Raw genomic sequence first — 17159 nt, forward strand, 5'->3', positions numbered from 1 at the left:
GGCGAAGGCGCTCTCTGCGCGTCGCTCCTGTGATGCCCGCACCCCCGCGTCGCCGACCTGCCCGTTACTCGCCCCTGAACGGTCCGTCAGGCCGGGAGCGGCGCGCGCTCACTCCTCGCCGAGGAGTGACAGCTCCGCCCAGATCGTCTTGCCCTCCGGCGTGTGCCGGCTGCCCCAGCGCTGGGTGAGCTGGGCGACGAGGAGCAGCCCGCGCCCGCCCTCGTCGAAGGTCTTCGCACGCCGCAGATGCGGCGCGGTGTGGCTGCTGTCCGAGACCTCGCAGATCAGGGTCTCGTCGTCGTGGATGAGCCGCAGCCGAATCGGTGACTCGCCGTAGCGGATGGCGTTCGTGACGAGTTCGCTCACCACGAGCTCGGCCGTGAAGGTGGCCCCGGTCAGCTCCCAGACCTCCAGCTGCTCGGCGACCTGCTTGCGGATCGGCGCGACGAGAGCGGGGTCGGCGGGGATGTCCCAGGTGGCCACGTCCGAGGCGGCGAGCCCGTGGGTACGGGCGAGCAGCAGCGCCACGTCGTCCGGTGCCCCGCCCGCCGGAAGCAGCGCCTGGAGGATCGCGTGCGCCGCCTCCTCGAGGGACTGCGACGACTCCTCCAGTGCCCGGCACAGCAGCCGGTGGCCGGTGTCGAGGTCCCGTTCGCGGCTCTCGAGCAGGCCGTCGGTGTACAGCGCGAGCACCGTGCCCTCGGGCAGATCGAGCTCGACGGACTCGAAGGGCAGCCCGCCGAGGCCGAGCGCGGGACCGGGCGGCACGTCGATCTCCCGGGGCACGCCGTCCGGCAGCAGGACGACGGGCGGCGGATGGCCCGCCCGGGCGAGGGTGCAGCGCCGGGAGACCGGGTCGTACACCGCGTAGACGCACGTGGCGCCGACCTCTCCGGTGGTGCCCTCCGCACCGGCCTCGGCGGACAGCCGGACGACGAGGTCGTCGAGGTGGGTGAGCAACTCGTCCGGGGCCAGGTCGATGTCGGCGAGCGTACGGACGGCGGTGCGCAGCCGGCCCATCGTCGCCGAGGCCTGGATGCCGTTGCCGATGACATCGCCGACGACCATGGCGACCCGCATCCCGGACAGCGGGATCACGTCGAACCAGTCGCCGCCCACCCCGGCGCGCGCCGCGGGCAGATAGCGCGACGCCGCCTCCAGGGCCGCCGTGCGAGGAAGGGACTGGGGGAGCAGGCTGCGCTGCAGCGCGAGCGCGGTCTGGCGCTCGCGGGAGAAGCGGCGGGCGTTGTCGATGCAGACGGCGGCCCTGGCCGTGACCTCCTCGGCGAGCAGTATGTCGTCGGCGGTGAAGGGCTCGGCCCGCCGGAACCGGCTGAGGACGGCCACCCCGAGCGTGCGGCCGCGGGCCCGGATGGGCACCGACATGGTGGCGTGGATGCCGTACTCGCGGACACGCTTGCCGCGGACCTCGTCCCAGTTCAGCCATTCCTCCAGCGTGCCGTCGGCGTTCGGCGCGACGAGCGGCCGGCCCGCGATCAGGGAGTCGGCCTGCGGGGAGGACGCGGGGTAGACGTCGACGTCGCCGGGTTCGACGACCGCTTCGGGGCTGCCCGGGTTCACCGACCGGTGGGCGGCGCGGCGGAGCGTGATCGGGGCGGTCGGCGGTTCGGCGCGGTACTCACCGCCGTTGTCCGGGGGGTCCAGCAGATCGACGCTGACGAAGTCGGCGAGAGCGGGGACGCAGACGTCGGCGAGTTCCTCGGCCGTCCGCGTGACGTCCAGGGTGCTGCCGATGCGCACGCTCGCCTCGTTGACCAGCTGGAGCCGCTCGCGGGCCCGGTACTGCTCGGTGAAGTCGTGCGCGGCCACGCACACGCCGTGCACGCGTCCTTCGGTGTCGGTCAGCGGCGCGATCCGCGCGAGCCAGTGGTGCGGCCGGTCCCTGCCGCCGCCGCGCGTGTACGTCTCCACGTCCCGCCCGCGGCCGGAGGCGAGGACGTCGGCCATCTCGTGCTCCAGCTGCGCACCGGCCCGCTGGTCGCCGATCTCGGAGATCCGCAGGCCCCGGATGCGGTCCTCCGGGAGGCCGATCACCTCGGACATGGCGTCGTTGACGCCGTACAGCCGCAGCCGGTCGTCGTAGACGGCCATGGCGCACGGGGACTGGGCGAGGACCGCGCGGACCAGCGGGGCGTCCAGGGCGCTGAGGGCCTGGGAACGTACGGCGCGGAGCTCCTCGGCGTCCAGCGGGGTGACCACGAGCCAGTCGCCGTTCCGTTCGAGGCGGTGGGCGAGCAGCCACACGGTCAGGACACGGCCGTCGCGGTGCCGCAGGGCGAGCAGCCCGTGCCAGTGGTAGTCGGTGGATCCCGGCGGTGCGCCGGTGGCCTCGGGAGCGAGGAGTCCCGCCGCCGGGCGGCCCTCGACCTCCTCGGGCGCGTACCCCAGGAGCCGGTGGGCGCCCTCGTTCCAGTGGATCAAGGTGCCGTTCTCGTCGATGACCGCCCGTGCAGTGGCGGCCTCGTCGAGAGGGTGGACCGGGCTCATCGTCGCCACTTTCCCTTGTGCACACTCACCGTGAACAAGCGCGTCATCCGGGTTCCAGCCTAGTGGCTGCGCGCGCCGCGCACCGCCGAACACGGACGTCCCGGACAGCCATTCGTACGGTGAATTTTCGGCCGATGCGACCGGCGGGACGGAAGTGACCGCCTGACCCTTGACTCCGCCGTGTGTCCCACCGTCAGAATCTGTTTGTTCACGATCAGTTGTGATGACTTATGGGAACTGATGAGGGAGACGCCGTGACGGTCGCTCGTAGATCCGTATTGATCGCAGGAACGGCCGTACCCGCTGTGGGCGCGCTCGCCGGCGTCGCCGACGCCCGGCCGGCGTCCCCCGGGCACGCCGCGGGACGCCGCACACGCGCCCTGCGCGACGGCTGGCGCTTCGCCCTGGTCGACGCGGGCGGCATCATCGACCCGACCGGCGCCTACTCGGGGGCCGAGCGGCCCGAGTACGACGACTCGGCGTGGCGGGCGGTGGCGGTGCCGCACGACTGGAGCATCGAGCAGACCCCCACCACGGAGCACGGCACCACCAGCGGCACCGGGTTCTTCCCCGGCGGCCTCGGCTGGTACCGCACCTCCTTCACCCTGCCGCCGGCCTTCGCGGGCAAGCGGATCTCCGTGGAGTTCGACGGGGTGTACATGGACGCCTCCGTGTACTGCAACGGCGAGGAGGTCGGCCGCCACCCGTACGGATACACCGGCTTCGCCTTCGATCTGACCGGCTCGCTGCACACGGACGGCAGTACCGCGAACGTCATCGCGGTCCAGGTCCGCAACCAACTCCCCAGCAGCCGCTGGTACTCGGGCAGCGGCATCTACCGTGAGGCCCGGCTGGTCGTGACGGAGGCGATCCATGTCGCGCGCTGGGGGACACGTGTCACGACACCGGAGGTCGACGGGGAGCGGGCGGTCGTCCGGGCCCGGACGACCGTCGTCAACGACTCCGGCGCCCCGGCCGAGGTGCAGATGATCTCGACGGTCATCGGCCCCGACGGCCGGGTCGCCGCCCGCGCGAACGGCACGGTCACGGTCGGCGACCGGACCGACGAGACCCACGAACTCACCGTCGAAAAGCCGAAGTTGTGGGACTTCGCGACCCCCGGGCACCGCTACACGCTGGAGACCGAACTGCGCGTCGGGGGCGACGTCGTCGACACCTTCAGCACGCCGTTCGGCATCCGCACGTTCCGCTTCGACCCGGACGAGGGCTTCCACCTCAACGGCGTCCACGCCAAGATCAAGGGCGTCGACCTGCACCACGACCAGGGCGCCCTCGGCGCGGCGATCAGCATCGACGCCGTACGCCGCCAGATGACCATCATGAAGTCGATGGGCGTCAACGCCTTCCGCACCTCCCACAACCCGCCCTCGCCGCAGATCGTCCAGGTCTGCGAGGAACTGGGCATCGTGATGATGGTGGAGGCCTTCGACTGCTGGCGGACCGGCAAGACGACCTACGACTACGGCCGCTTCTTCGACGAGTGGGCCGAGAAGGACGCCACCGAGATGGTCCTCGCGGCCCGCAACTCGCCCGCCGTGGTGCTCTGGTCCATAGGCAACGAGGTGCCCGACTCCACCTCCACCGCAGGGCTCGCCATGGCCGACCGGATCATCGGCGCCATCAGGGCAGCGGACGACACCCGTCCGCTGGTCATCGGCTCGGACAAATACCGCCGCCTTCCCACGAAGGGCTCCGCGGCCGACCTCATGCTCGCCAAGCTCGACGGCCTCGGCCTGAACTACAACACCGCCAAATCGGTGGACGCCCTGCACGCCGCCTACCCCCGGCTGTTCCTCTTCGAGTCCGAGTCGTCCTCCGAGACCTCGACCCGCTCCGCGTACCAGGAGCCGGAACACCTCAACACCGGGGAGAACCACACCCCGGGCAGGCGCGCGGTCTCCTCCTACGACAACAATCTCGCCTCCTGGACGATGAGCGGCGAGTACGGCCACAAGAAGGACCGCGACCGCAAATGGTTCGCGGGCCAGTTCCTGTGGTCGGGCATCGACTACATCGGGGAGCCCACGCCGTACGACGTCTTCCCGGTGAAGGCCTCCTTCTTCGGGGCGGTCGACACGGCCGGCTTCCCGAAGGACATGTACCACCTGTTCAAGAGCCAGTGGACGAGCGAGCCCATGGTCCACCTGCTGCCCATGAGCTGGAACCACACGGTGGGGGACACCGTCGAGGTCTGGGCCTACGCGAACGTCGACACCGTCGAGCTGTTCCTCAACGGGACGTCCCTCGGCACGCGGACGTTCGACACGAAGAAGACCACCGACGGGCGCACGTACCTGGAGACCACGGAAGCGACCGGCGACGACAAGACCTTCACCGGCGGCCCGTATCCCGGGAGTTACACGAGCCCGAACGACAGCGCGGGCAAACTGCACCTCACCTGGAAGGTCCCCTATGCCCCGGGGGAGTTGAAGGCCGTGGCCCGGCATGCAGGCAAGGCGGTCGCGACGGACGTCCTGCGCACGGCCGGGGCCCCGCACGCGGTACGCCTGACGCCGGACCGTACCTCTCTCGCGGCCGACGGGCGTTCCCTGGTGTTCGTGACCGCCGAAGTGGTCGACGCCCATGGTGTCGTCGTGCCCGACGCGGAACACCCCATCGCGTTCGACGTCGACGGCGGATCGCTCGCCGGCCTCGACAACGGCCGCCAGGAGAGTGCCGAGCGCTATCAGGCGAGCAGCCGGACCGCCTTCCACGGCAAGGCACTCGCCATCGTCCGGTCCGGGACGAGGGCGGGCACCCTGAAGGTGACCGCGCGGGCTAAGGGGCTCCGGGCGGGCACGACGGCCGTGCGCGCCACCCGCGCCGGGTCCGGGGCGGCCACCCCGGTGACGCCGTTCGGGCCCGACCACCCGGCGGCGCCGAACTACCCGCACGCGGACGCCAGTTACTCGGGCCGCACGGACACCCTGCCGGCCGCGATGCTCGACGGCGACACGGCCACCGGATGGTCCAACGCCTTCTACAAGTCGGCGACGGCACTGCTGCCCGCCTTCGGCGGAGCCCGCCCCGGGGACTGGGTCTCGGTCGCCTGGGCGCGGCCCCGCCGCGTCGACCGCGTCGAGGTCTCCTTCACCGTCGACGCGACCCACACCCGCCCGGCCTCGGTCGAGGTGTCGGTGTGGGACGGGAGGCGGTACGCGCCGGTGCGGGGGACCGCCGTCGACTGGGCCACGACGTCGGACGCCCCGACCGTGATCACCTTCGACGCCGTCCGCGGCTCACGGCTGCGTCTCGTCATGGCGAGCGGTCACCCGGGCGCCTCCGACGGCGGCATGCGGATCAGCCGTCTGGAGGTCCCGGTCGTCTGACGTGCCGGTGGCGAGGGGCCGCCGCTCGTGCTCGGTGAGCGTGTGGAGCTCGGCCGGCCCGAGCGGGCGGTGCACCTCGACGTACTCGCCGTGCGGCAGGCGCCTGACGACGCCTGTCGCACGGCCGTGCGCCACCAGTGCGCGGTCCCGCGCCTGCAGACCCAGACAGATCCGGCGGGTCACGACGAACACGACGACGGGGACGACCAGTACGGAGATCCGTACGGTCCAGGTGACCGCGTTGATCGACAGATGGAGCCGGGTCGCGACGATGTCGTTGCCGCCGCCCGCCAGCAGGATCAGATACAGACTGATCCATGCCGCCCCTATCGCTGTGCGGACGGGCCGGTTGCGGGGCCGGTCCAGCAGATGGTGTTCGCGCCGGTCGCCGGTGATCCAGGCCTCGACGAACGGGTAGACACCGAGGGCGACCAGGAGCAACGGGAAGACGAGGACGGGGATCAGCACCCCGAGCACGAGGGTGTGGCCCCCCAGGGTGATCTCCCAGCCCGGCATCACCCGCACCAGTCCCTCCGCGAACCCGAGGTACCAGTCAGGCTGGGCGCCCGTCGACACCTGGTCGGCGCGGTAAGGGCCGTACGACCAGACCGGGTTGACGGTAGCGACCGCCGCGACCAGCGCGAGGACCCCGAACACCAGGAAGAAGAAGCCGCCCGCCTTCGCGAGGTAGACCGGCATGAACGGCGTTCCCACGACGTTGCGTTCGGTTCTCCCCGGCCCCGCGAACTGGGTGTGCTTGTGGTACACGACCAGGATCAGATGGGCCACGACGAGCGCCGCCATGATGCCCGGGATCAGCAGGACGTGCAGCGAGTAGAAGCGCGCCACGATGTCCTGGCCCGGGAACTCCCCGCCGAACAGGAAGAACGACAGGTACGTGCCGACGACCGGCGTCGCCAGGAGCGCCCCGTTCACGAACCGGAGTCCCGTCCCGGACAGCAGGTCGTCCGGCAGCGAGTAGCCGAACAGGCCCTCGAACATGCCGAGAAGCAACAGGGTCCAGCCGAAGACCCAGTTCACCTCGCGGGGCTTGCGGAACGAGCCCGTGAAGAAGTGCCGCATCATGTGCGTGAGCATCGCGGCGAGGAAGATCAGCGCGGCCCAGTGGTGGATCTGCCGGATGAGCAGTCCGCCGCGCACATCGAAGCTGATGTCGAGCGTGGAGGCGTACGCCTCCGACATCCGGACGCCGTTCAGCGGGACGTAACTGCCGTGGTAGACCACCTCGTTCATCGACGGATGGAAGAACAGGGTGAGGTAGACGCCGGTGAGGACGAGGACGACGAAGCTGTAGAGGCAGATCTCGCCGAGCAGGAAGGACCAGTGGTCCGGGAACACCTTGCGCAGATAGCGACTGCCGAGGGAGTGGAGACCGAGTCGGCCGTCGAGCCAGTCGGCGATCCGCTCGCCGGAGGACGCCCGCCCGCCCGGCCGTTCGGTGGCCGTCATGCCCGCCCCCGTCCCGCCGCCCCGGTGAACGCGTCCGCGCCGGCTTCCTCCTCGCGCCGGACGTGCGCGAGCTTGTCGGGATTGGTGACGATGTAGACGTCGGACACCCGCTCGCCGTCCTGGGTGAGGTCCATGACCATGACCGCGTAGGGCGACGCGCCGTCGAAGACCACCGCCGAGTCGTCGCCGTTGACCCGCCGGTAGCGGACGTCGAGGCCGGACCGCCGGCGGCCGGCGTAGCCGGCCAGCAGACGGGCCGCCTTGTCCCGGCCGCGCACCGGCCGCAGACCGGACGGGCGGGCCTTGCCGCCGCCGTCCGTCCACACCGTGACGTCCGGAGCGAGGATCTCCATCAGCGCGGCGATGTCACCGCCGAGCGCCGCCTCCACGAAACGTTCGGTCGCCTGGCGGCGGACGCGCGGATGAGTCCGGAAGCGGGGACGGCGGGCGTGCACGTGTTCCCGGGCGCGGTGCGCGAGCCGGCGGACCGCCGCGGGAGTGCGGTCGATGACCCGCGCGATCTCGGTGTGGGGGTAGCCGAACACCTCGTTGAGGACGAACACCGCGCGCTCCAGCGGGGTGAGCGACTCCAGGACGATCAGCATCGCCAGTGACACGGACTCGAAGCGCAGGACGCGGTCGTCCGCGGAGTCGTCGTCGGCCGGTTCGTCCAGCAGGGGTTCCGGCAGCCAGGGGCCCACATAGGTCTCGCGGCGGCGGGTGATGGCGGCGCGCCGGGTGAGCGCGTGGTTGACCGCGACGCGGACGAGGTAGGCGCGCGGGTTCCTGATGTCCTCGACCGGGGAGCGGTGGGCACGGCCCGTCCACGACAGCCAGGACTCCTGGAGGACGTCCTCGGTGTCGGCCACGGTTCCGAGGATGTTGTAGACGATCGCGAACATGAGCTCGCGGTGTTCGACGAAGACCCGCGTGGGGCCGTCGGCGACCGCTTCGGGGCTTTCGGACATGGTTCGCCTCCCTTGATGCGCTCACCACTGCGAGGGGAGGAACGGGCCCGGATGTGACATCCGAGGGCCCACATGTGACGCACGTCTCAGGTCGGGTCGGACGCGGCCCCGTGCGAGGCGGGAGAGGGCGCAGCCGGCGGGACCGTTTCCTTTTCCGGCCGAGCCCGGTCTGTACAGGGTGACCCGTCCGCCGCGTCGACGGGTCACGCCCTTCGGACAGGAGAAACCGTCATGAACGCCGATTCCGTGGAACTCGCCGGCCAGGTCGCCCGCGCGGCACACAACCTGCGGGACCACACGCAGTCGTCCGCCCTCACCGGCAAACGAGAATTCCCCACTCCCTGCGCCGACTTCGATGTCCACCGGCTCAGCGAGCACCTGCTCGGCGTGCTGGTCACCGGTGCTCGCGCGGCAGCGAAGGAGCCGCCGGCGGCGGACGCCCCGACGGCCCTGACCGAAGCCCCCTGGGTGGTCTTCCCGCCGCTCGTCGACAAGCTCGCCGCCGCCTGGTCCGAGCCGGGCGCCTGGGAGGGTGAGACGCCCTTCGCCGGAAGCGTCCGCCCCGCGCCGGTCGCCGGGATGATCACCATCATGGAGCTGACCGTGCACGGCTGGGACTTGGCCACCGCCACCGGCCAGTCGTTCACGGCGGACGACGACGTGATCGCGACCGCCGCGGCCGTCGCCGGACAGATCGCCGAGAGTGCCCGAGCCAACGGGGCCTTCGGACCCGAGGTCGAGGCCGCCCCCGACGCCACGCCCCTGGAGCGGCTGCTCGCGCTGACCGGCCGGAAGGCCGCCTGAGCACGGACCCGGGCCCGTCCCGAGCGGGCCCCCTCGGGGCCGCCGACCGAGGGCGGGCTGAACGGGGTCGGCGGCCGGTTTCGCGCGGGAGAGCCGCCGTCCCGCGCGGGGCCCCCGAGAAGGGCCGGTCCCAGTGGACTGCGGAGTTCTGTGCGCCGGGAGCGTGCGCGAGAGCCCGGCGCGTGCGCACGGTTCACACGGGGCGCGTGATATATCGAAAGCCGGTGCGAACCCGGTGAGTTGCCGTGCCGCTTTTGACATTCATTCAATAGGCCCGATCTTGCCCACGCGCCTTGTTGGTCATGAGCGTGTTGTGCGAGGGTGAGCCTCCTGCGCTTGGTCAATGGCCGGGTCTGAATCGCTGTTCGCCATTCCCGGCTGTCGACGAGCTCAAAAGGCTCCTGACCGACGGTCGCCGCACGGCCTTCGTCCCCCGGCCGTTTCCCGGCGCTCCGTCAAAAGGTCCACACCAATCAGGAATCCTTTTCGGCGGGCAAGCACCTTATGTGTGCCACCTTGCACCTCGGAAGGAACCCCGCTCCCGTGCGCACCCCCCACCCACCGCTTCCCGCCTATCCGCCCGGCGGCGTTCCCGGCGAATCCGACGAGGACCTCGCCGCGCTGCTGAGGGGCCGGACGGAGGGCGACACCACCCGTCCCGTCGCCCAGCTGACGGCCCGCCACTGGCAGCCGGCGTACGACTACGCGGTGATCTGCCTCGCCACCTCGGGGCAGGTGGCCTCGACAGTCGCGGAAGCCTCCTTCCATCACGTGCTCGGCCGTCTCGCGGTGGGCGAGCAGGCGCTCGCGCTGCGTCCCGAACTGCTCGTGACCGTGAGGGACACGGTCAAGGCCTGGTCGGCGGACGATCGGATATCCAGCGTTCTGCCGGACTTGAGGAAACCCGCGGGAGGCCGCGGTTTGCGCGCGGCGAAGTCCATGACGGCCGAAAACCGCCAAGTCGCCGAGCGTGCATTCCTGGCTCTTCCCGGCCTCGCCCGCTGTCTGCTGTGGCACACCGAGGTGGAGGCGGAGTCCCTATCCGTACCCGCCGGCCTTTCGGGTATGGACACCGACATCGCGGCCGCGGCCTGGGAGCAGGCCCGCGAGCAATTCCGCGAGGGCTGTGTTCGCGCCCATCGGGAACTCGCGCCGAGCCGGGAATGCGGTTTCTACAACAGACTTCTCGACGTACCGATTCGCCGCGGCGGCGCCTTGCTGCCGGATGTCCAGCAGCATCTGGCGGTCTGCTCCTACTGTCGACACGCGGCCGAGCAACTCAGCCATTTCGAGGGCGAGTTGGGGATTCTGATCGCCGAGTCCGTGCTCGGCTGGGGCGCCCGGCGCTATCTCGACTCGCGCCCGGCGCGCGCGGGGCAAGCGCTACGCCACCGGAGCGTCTCGCCCCTCGGCGGCAGACGGCAGCGAGGCGCCGGACGCCCCTCCAAGAGCACACGCTCCGGAGCGTCCGGAATCTCCGCGGACGGCGGAGGATCCGTGAGCGCCGGACACCGCGGGACGGGCGGACGCCATCGTCTGCTGTCCCAGATCTCCTCGACCGGACGCCGCGCCGCCGGGCCCGGTGACCGGCCCCAGCAGGCGCTGCTCACCGGAGCCGGTCTCTCGGCCGCCCTGTTGGCGACCGTCCTCGCGGTCAGCCTGTGGCCGCACGAGGAGGGTGGCGCCGATCCCGCGACCACCACCGGCGCGAGCAGCAACCACACGCTGGCGCCCGACCCCGACCCCGACCCCGGTTCCGGCACGCAGAGTCCGCCCGCCGTATCCGCGCCGCCCAAATCGGCCGCACTTCCCACGAACGCCGAACGGACCCGGCTGCGCAACCTGGGCGCCGACCTGTGCCTCGACATCCGGGGCGAGAAACTGGGGGAGGGCGCCGAGACCAGGCTGGCGGTGTGCTCGTCGGCCTGGACCCAGCAGTGGTCGTACGAGGGCGACGGACTGCTGCGCAGCGTCGCCGATCCCGGACTGTGCCTCGACTCGGGCGCCGACAACGGTGTCCTCTTCCTCAGCCCCTGCGTGTCCGAGGACGCGAAGCAGGGCAAGGACATGCGCTACGACCTCACCACGCAGGGCGAGTTGCTGCTCCGCCGGGACGACGGGCTGGCCGTGACGCCCGCGTCCACGGACCCCGACACCGATGTCGTGGTCAAGGTCCGCGACGGCTCCGACACGCAGCGGTGGCGGACCGACGGTTCGTCGGCCCGCCCCGATTCGCTGTCGATCGCGGGCACGTCGCCCGCCTCGCCACGGCCCACGGGCGAACCCTCGTCCGCCGACGGCACGCCCGCCTCCCCGAGCGAGCCCGTGGAGGAACCGCGGGCCGGCGTGCCGTCGGACCCGGGGGCCACGTCGGTGGGGACCTATCGGGGACGGCCGAGGGCGGTGGCCGTCAGCGACGGCCACCGCGCCGAGCCCGGCTCCCAGCCCGTCCTGCCGCTGCCGCTCCCCGATGCCACCGGCCTCCCCGAAGCCGCCGAGGCTGCCGAAGCCGCCGGAGTCACCGGTGTCGGCGAGATCATCGGCGGGCTCGGCTCGTAGCGCCACGGGACGTCCATGCGACGGGACGTCCACGCGAGGGACGTCCACGCGAGGGACGTCCACGCCACGTGGCCGTGACGCCACGCGAGTGTGCGGCTACCGGGTCTATTCGCAGTGCACCGGGCTTCAGCCCGGTGGTGAAGCGAATCTGAGAACTGCTCTGACCTCGGCTGTGGGCACGGATCCGCAGGGTTGACTTCAGCCGTGTCAGAGCGGCCGGTTCTGCTGCTCGATGTATTGCTTCACGATGCTGAGTGGCGCGCCGCCGACGGATCCGGCGAAGTAGGAGCCGGACCACAGGCGCTGTGCCCGCCAGGAGTGGCGGACGAGGTCGGGGAACTCCTGGCGGAGGCGGCGTGAGGAGACGCCGTTGAGGGAGTTCACCGGCCTGGACACGGCGACCTTCGGCGGGAAGTTCACGAGCAGGTGGACGTGGTTGGCCTCGCCGTTGAACTCCACGAGCTCGGCCTCGAAGTCCTCGCACACGGCCCGCATGAGCTCCTCGCACCGCGTCAGGTGCTTCCGGAGAAGACGGAGTGCCGGTACTTCGTCACGAAAACCAAGTGGACGTGCATGCGGAAGACACAGTGACGGCCTGTACGAATGTTCTCATCGATACCCGTAAACCAACTGCGTATCGTGATCCGTGTGCAGCTTCGGTACAGCTTCCGCTTGTACCCGACGGCTGGTCAGCGCACAGCGTTGGCAAGGGTGTTCGGGTGTGCGCGGGTGGTCTACAACGACGCTCTGCGGGCGCGGGAGAGGGCCCGCAGCGAAGGCATGCCGTTCCCGAAGACCGGCGACCTGTCGAAGACGTTGATCACCGAGGCCAAGCAGACGCCGGAGCGTGCCTGGCTCGGCGAGGTGTCGGCGGTCGTGCTCCAGCAGTCCCTGCGCGACCTGGACACCGCGTACGAGAACTTCTTCGACGCACTGAAGGGTAAGCGCCCGCGCATGGGCGCGCCCCGGTACAAGTCGCGGAAGGACACCCGGCAGGCCGTCCGCTTCACCGCGAACGCCCGCTGGTCGATCACGCCGGGGCACAAGCTGCGGCTGCCGAAGATCGGCGACCTGAAGGTGAAGTGGTCCCGCATGCTGCCCTCGACGCCGTCCGCGGTGACGGTGGTCAAGGACTCAGCGGGTCGGTACTTCGCATCCTTCGTCGTGGAGACCGGGCCCGAGGAACTGCTGCCGGAGATGACGCCCGAGGTGGGCATCGACCTCGGCCTCGGGCACTTCGCGGTCCTCTCCGACGGAACCAAGGTCGATTCCCCGCGCTTCCTGCGCCGGGCGGAGAAGCGCCTGAAGAAGGCGCAACGGGCCCTCTCCCGCAAGGAGAAGGGCAGCAAGAACCGGGACAAGGCCAGGATCCGCGTCGCACGGGCACACGCCCGTGTTGCGGACGCGCGCCGCGAGTTCCACCACCAGCTCTCCACGAAACTGGTCCGCGAGAACCAAGCGGTCGCCGTGGAGGACCTGGCGGTGAAGGGACTCGCCCGCACGCGCCTGGCCAAGTCCGTCCACGACGCCGGATGGTCCGCGTTCGTGGCCATGCTGGAGTACAAGGCCACCCGGTACGGGCGCGCCTTCCACCGGATCGGCCGGTTCGAGCCGACCTCCCAGGTGTGTTCACACTGCGGCGTCAAGGACGGCCCCAAGCCCCTCAACGTCCGCATGTGGACATGTGGGGCGTGCGGGGCAGTCCTGGACCGGGACATCAACGCGGCGGTCAACGTCGCCAAGGCCGCCGGACTGGCGGCAACAGCCTGTCGAGCGCAGGTAAGACCGGGACTTGTCCCGGCACCGCGCGGCGAAGCAGGAACCCACTCGACACCGCAGCCTTCAACGGCGCGGTAGGCGGGAATCTCCCCCCTTCAGGGGGGGGAGAGGATGTCAAGAGACGACGTCCCGCGGTGGCTTGCCCGCCACGAAGTCCGCGGCGTTCTGGACGGCGGCCAGCGCGATCCGTACCAGCGTCTCGCGCGTGACACCGGCGACGTGCGGTGACAGCACCACGTTCGGCGCCTTGAGCAACCGCAGGGCCGGGGTGGGCGGTTCGGGGTCGAAGACGTCGAGGCCGGCTCCGGCCAGGGTGCCTGCGTGCAGCGCGTCCGCGAGGGCGTCCTGGTCGATCAGGGCGCCCCGCGCGGTGTTGACGACGAACGCGGTCGGCTTGAGCAGCGCCAGCCGCTCGGCGTTCAGCAGGTGCCGTGTCGCCTCGGTGAGCGGGGCGTGCAGGCTGATGTAGTCCGACGTGCGCAGCAGCTCGTCGAGTTCGACATGGCGGGCGCCGAGCCGGGCCTCCGTCTCGGCGGACACGGGCTTGGGCCCGGCGTACACGACGCTCATGTCGAACGCGAGCGCGCGACGGGCGACCTCCTCGCCGATGTGGCCGAGTCCGATGATGCCGAGCGTCTTGCCGGACAGCTCGGTGATGGACTGCTGGAGCCGGGGCAGCGCCCAGTCGGCTTCGGTCAACGCGGTGTGGGCGGGCACCAGTTGCTTGGCCAGGGCGAGCATGAGGGCGAAAGTCTGCTCGGCCACGTTCTGCTTCTCGGCGCCGCTGGAACCGATGTTGCACACGGGCACGCCCCGGTCGCGCGCCGCGTCGAGATCGACGTAGTCGAAGCCGTGACTCGCGCACTGGATCAGCTCCAGGTCCGGTGCGGCGGCGATGTGCTCGGCGGTCACCGGGCCGAGGCCCGTGATGACGACATGGGCCTCGCGCAGCGCCCCGGGGTCCTCGTCCGCCGCCTCCACGACGGTGACACGGACCTGCCCGGGGAAGAGCGTCGCGAGCGCGGCTCCCGCCGTACGGCCGCCCACATGCGGAGAGACGACGGCCAGCACGTTCTTCGTGACGGTCATGCGGTCTCCTCGATGAGGTCGTCGGCGTCGATGGTGGCCGGGCGGGCGTGCCCGGACAGAGCGAGGGTGAGATCGAACTCGGCGAGCAGACATCGGACGACGTGTTCGACGCCCGCCTGCCCGTCGAGGCCGAGCCCGTAGGCGTAGGGACGTCCGACGAGCACCGCCCGCGCGCCGAGCGCGAGCGCCTTGAAGATGTCGTCGCCGGTGCGGATCCCGCTGTCGAAGAGGACGGTGAGCCGGTCGCCCACCGCCTCCACGACCCGCGGCAGCGCGTCGGCGGCCGCCACCGATCCCGCCACCTGCCGGCCGCCGTGGTTGGAGACCACCACGCCGTCCATCCCGGCCTCGGCGGCCCGCCGGGCGTCGTTCGGGTGCAGGATGCCCTTGAGGACGATCGGCCCGTCCCAGTTCTCCCGCAGGAAGGCAAGGTCCGGCCAGGTCTTGCCGGGGTCCGCGAACATGCTCACGAAGTGCATCACGGCCGCGTTCGGGTCCTCGTGGACGGGCTTGGCCAGACCGGCCTGGAACGCCGGATCCGAGAAGTAGTTGGCGGTGCCCACGCCGTGCAGGAACGGCAGATACGCCTGGTCGAGATCGCGCGGGCGCCACGCCAGCAGGGGCGTGTCGAGCGTGACGATCAGCGCCGTGAACCCGGCCGCCTTAGCCCGGTCCAGGAAGCTCCGGGTGACCTCGCGGTCCTTCGCCCAGTACAGCTGGAACCAGCGCTCGGCGTCGCCCATGGCCTCGGCGACCTGCTCCATGGGGGTGCTGGAGGCGGAGGACAGGATGTAGGGGACGCCCTGCGCGGCGGCGGCCCGTGCCGCGGCGCACTCCGCGTCCGGATGCATGATCGACAGCACGCCGATCGGGGCGAGCGCCAGCGGCGCGGGCAGCGGGCGCCCCAACACCTCGACGGACAGGTCGCGTTCATGGACGTCGCGCAGCATGCGCGGCACGATCCTGCGCCGGTCCAGGGCCGCCCGGTTGGCTCGTGCCGTGCTGCCGTTGCCCGCGCTGCCCGCCACATAGCCGACCGGACCGGGCCCGAGCCGCTGCTCGGTGAGCTCCTCCAGCCGCGTCAGATCGGTGGGCAGCCGCGGTACGGCGCCCGTCATTCCGTTGAGATAGATCTCGTACTGGAAGTCGGCCCAATGCTTAGCCATCCGTACGTCCCGCCTCTCGTCCCTGAGACCGCGCTGTACGACGACGATCCTGGCGACTGTGACAAGTCCCGTCCACCGTGGTGCGCACAACGTGCGGCTGGGATCATCACCCTGTGACAAACAAGCCGTCCGAGGTCCGGGAACGCGTCCGGCAGGAAATGGTCGCCGACCCGCGCGTCGTGGAGGCGATCGTCGCGGCGGTCCACGAACAGGTCCCGGTGTACGCGGCGCTCGACGACAGCAGGCTGCCCGAGGTACGGGCGATCGCGGCCTGGGGCCTTGAACGGCTGCTCCATCTCTGGGCCACCGACGGCACGCTGGGGCCTGCCGATCTGCGGCGTTTCCGGGGCATCGCGTCGGCCCGCGCGGCGGACGGGCGCCCGGTGCAGGCCGTGCTGCGTGCCTACCGGGTCGCGGGCACCGTCCTCACTGACGAGGTCGCCGCCCGCGCGCCCCGGCTCGCCGCCGCCGACGCCTTCGCGCTCGCCCGCATGCTGCTCGCCACGCTCGACACCCTCTCCGAGGAGATGGCCACCGCGTACGCCGCCACCAGCGAGGATCTGGCCGGTGACCGGACCCGGGCGCTGCGGCTGCTGCTCGACGACCTGATCGCCGGGCGGCACGCCTCGGTGGGCGCGCTGACCGACCGCTCCGCCCGGCTGGGCATCCAGCTCCCTGATCCCTTCTGCCTGCTGGCGGCGGAGCCGGTCGCCGCGGACCGGCCCGACCTGGCGCACGAGACGGCGACGGACCTGCTCGACACGCTGGCCGGTCCCGGGGGAGAGGCGACGCCCCTGGCGACGGTACGAGGGTCCAGGGCCGTTCTGCTGCTGCCGCTCGCGGCGTCCGAGCGGGTGGGCGCCGTCCTGGGCGACCGGTCCTGGCGCGGGTGCGTCATCACCGGCGAGAGCATGGACCGGGTCGCCGTCGCGCACCGGCTCGCCGCCGACGCCCTCGACACCGCGCCCGCCCACGCCCACCGGTCCGGGCACGTTCTCACGGACGCCGACGCGCAGGTCCTCGCCCTGCTCGCCGGGCGCCCCGCCGCGGCGTCGGACCACATCGCCCGGCTGGTGCTCGGGCCGCTCACCGACACCGCTCAGCGGCATCTGCTGGAGGCGCTCACGGCGTACATCGACTCGGGCTCGGCGAACGCGGCCGCGCGGACACTGCATCTTCATCCGCAGTCCCTGCGCTATCGCCTGCGGCGCGTCCAGGAACTGACCGGCCGCGACCCGCGTGACCCCTGGCAGCGGCTCACCCTGGACATCGCCCGAACGATCCGCGACTGAACCGCGGCCGGGCTGAGACTTACGGCGCCGGACGGGGGAAATTCAGTCCCTCCGGCGCTTGAGGAGCGGGGTCCGGGGCTCAGCCCCGAGGGCGATGGGGGTGCCCCCGGGGCGAGCGAAGCCGAGACCTCGGGGGGAGGGCAGGGGCGGAGGTGGCGAACCCCCTTCGGTACC

General features: G+C 71.3%; 10 protein-coding genes and 1 pseudogene. 5 read left to right on the plus strand and 6 right to left on the minus strand.

The genetic code is table 11. The features are described 5' to 3' along the window. Nucleotides 1-108: 108 nt before the first annotated feature. Complete coding sequence (locus OG788_RS38575; RefSeq protein WP_406375614.1) at nt 109-2508, minus strand: SpoIIE family protein phosphatase; 2400 nt, start codon at nt 2506-2508, stop codon at nt 109-111. A 254-nt stretch (nt 2509-2762) separates the two neighbouring features. Between OG788_RS38575 and OG788_RS38580 the strand changes: the two genes are divergently transcribed. Beyond that, a complete protein-coding gene (locus tag OG788_RS38580; protein WP_406375616.1) occupies nt 2763-5858 on the plus strand; it encodes a glycoside hydrolase family 2 TIM barrel-domain containing protein in 3096 nt (1031 codons plus the stop codon). Here the strand turns inward: OG788_RS38580 and OG788_RS38585 are convergent. Both OG788_RS38585 and OG788_RS38590 read right to left on the minus strand, forming a co-directional pair. Beyond that, nucleotides 5769-7328 (minus strand): cytochrome bc complex cytochrome b subunit, encoded by a 1560-nt coding sequence (locus OG788_RS38585; protein WP_406375617.1) that lies wholly within the window; start codon nt 7326-7328, stop codon nt 5769-5771. The two genes, OG788_RS38580 and OG788_RS38585, sit on opposite strands and share 90 nt — an antisense overlap. Beyond that, nucleotides 7325-8296 carry a sigma-70 family RNA polymerase sigma factor gene (locus tag OG788_RS38590; RefSeq protein ID WP_406375618.1) on the minus strand — a complete coding sequence of 324 codons (972 nt, stop codon included), beginning with the start codon at nt 8294-8296 and terminating at the stop codon, nt 7325-7327. Before OG788_RS38590 ends, OG788_RS38585 begins: the two co-directional genes overlap by 4 nt. A gap of 231 nt (nt 8297-8527) precedes the next feature. Here OG788_RS38590 and OG788_RS38595 point away from each other — a divergent pair, with 231 nt between their 5' ends. Both OG788_RS38595 and OG788_RS38600 read left to right on the plus strand, forming a co-directional pair. Then, nucleotides 8528-9100 (plus strand): TIGR03086 family metal-binding protein, encoded by a 573-nt coding sequence (locus OG788_RS38595; protein ID WP_406375619.1) that lies wholly within the window; start codon nt 8528-8530, stop codon nt 9098-9100. Nucleotides 9101-9643: 543 nt separating this feature from the next. Further along, a complete protein-coding gene (locus OG788_RS38600; RefSeq protein WP_406375620.1) occupies nt 9644-11659 on the plus strand; it encodes an RICIN domain-containing protein in 2016 nt (671 codons plus the stop codon). A 207-nt stretch (nt 11660-11866) separates the two neighbouring features. On the opposite strand, the pseudogene tnpA reads toward OG788_RS38600, so the two are convergent. Then, nucleotides 11867-12234, minus strand: a pseudogene (gene tnpA, locus OG788_RS38605) (IS200/IS605 family transposase). A 73-nt stretch (nt 12235-12307) separates the two neighbouring features. Here tnpA and OG788_RS38610 point away from each other — a divergent pair. After that, nucleotides 12308-13516: an RNA-guided endonuclease InsQ/TnpB family protein gene (locus OG788_RS38610; RefSeq protein WP_406375621.1), complete on the plus strand. Its 1209-nt coding sequence runs from the start codon at nt 12308-12310 to the stop codon at nt 13514-13516. A gap of 36 nt (nt 13517-13552) precedes the next feature. Here OG788_RS38610 and OG788_RS38615 read toward each other — a convergent pair whose 3' ends face one another. Next, the gene (locus tag OG788_RS38615) at nt 13553-14527 is read right to left on the minus strand and encodes a 2-hydroxyacid dehydrogenase (protein WP_406375622.1); all 975 of its coding nucleotides are present in this window, start codon (nt 14525-14527) and stop codon (nt 13553-13555) included. Then, a complete protein-coding gene (locus OG788_RS38620; RefSeq protein ID WP_406375623.1) occupies nt 14524-15693 on the minus strand; it encodes a lactate 2-monooxygenase in 1170 nt (389 codons plus the stop codon). The genes OG788_RS38615 and OG788_RS38620 overlap by 4 nt, the downstream gene beginning before the upstream one ends. Before the next feature lie 113 nt (nt 15694-15806). On the opposite strand from OG788_RS38620, the gene OG788_RS38625 reads away from it, so the two are divergent. Then, nucleotides 15807-16985: a PucR family transcriptional regulator gene (locus tag OG788_RS38625; RefSeq protein WP_406375624.1), complete on the plus strand. Its 1179-nt coding sequence runs from the start codon at nt 15807-15809 to the stop codon at nt 16983-16985. Nucleotides 16986-17159: the final 174 nt, after the last annotated feature.

The organism is Streptomyces sp. NBC_00647 (assembly GCF_045207245.1).
Lineage (GTDB): Bacteria > Actinomycetota > Actinomycetes > Streptomycetales > Streptomycetaceae > Streptomyces.

Bases quoted from the DNA above. Each gene is read 5' to 3' on its own strand.
- OG788_RS38575 (WP_406375614.1), bottom strand. From the start codon at position 2,508: ATGAGCCCGGTCCACCCTCTCGACGAGGCCGCCACTGCACGGGCGGTC.
- OG788_RS38585 (WP_406375617.1), bottom strand. From the start codon at position 7,328: ATGACGGCCACCGAACGGCCGGGCGGGCGGGCGTCCTCCGGCGAGCGG.
- OG788_RS38590 (WP_406375618.1), bottom strand. From the start codon at position 8,296: ATGTCCGAAAGCCCCGAAGCGGTCGCCGACGGCCCCACGCGGGTCTTC.
- OG788_RS38595 (WP_406375619.1), top strand. From the start codon at position 8,528: ATGAACGCCGATTCCGTGGAACTCGCCGGCCAGGTCGCCCGCGCGGCA.
- OG788_RS38615 (WP_406375622.1), bottom strand. From the start codon at position 14,527: ATGACCGTCACGAAGAACGTGCTGGCCGTCGTCTCTCCGCATGTGGGC.
- OG788_RS38620 (WP_406375623.1), bottom strand. From the start codon at position 15,693: ATGGCTAAGCATTGGGCCGACTTCCAGTACGAGATCTATCTCAACGGA.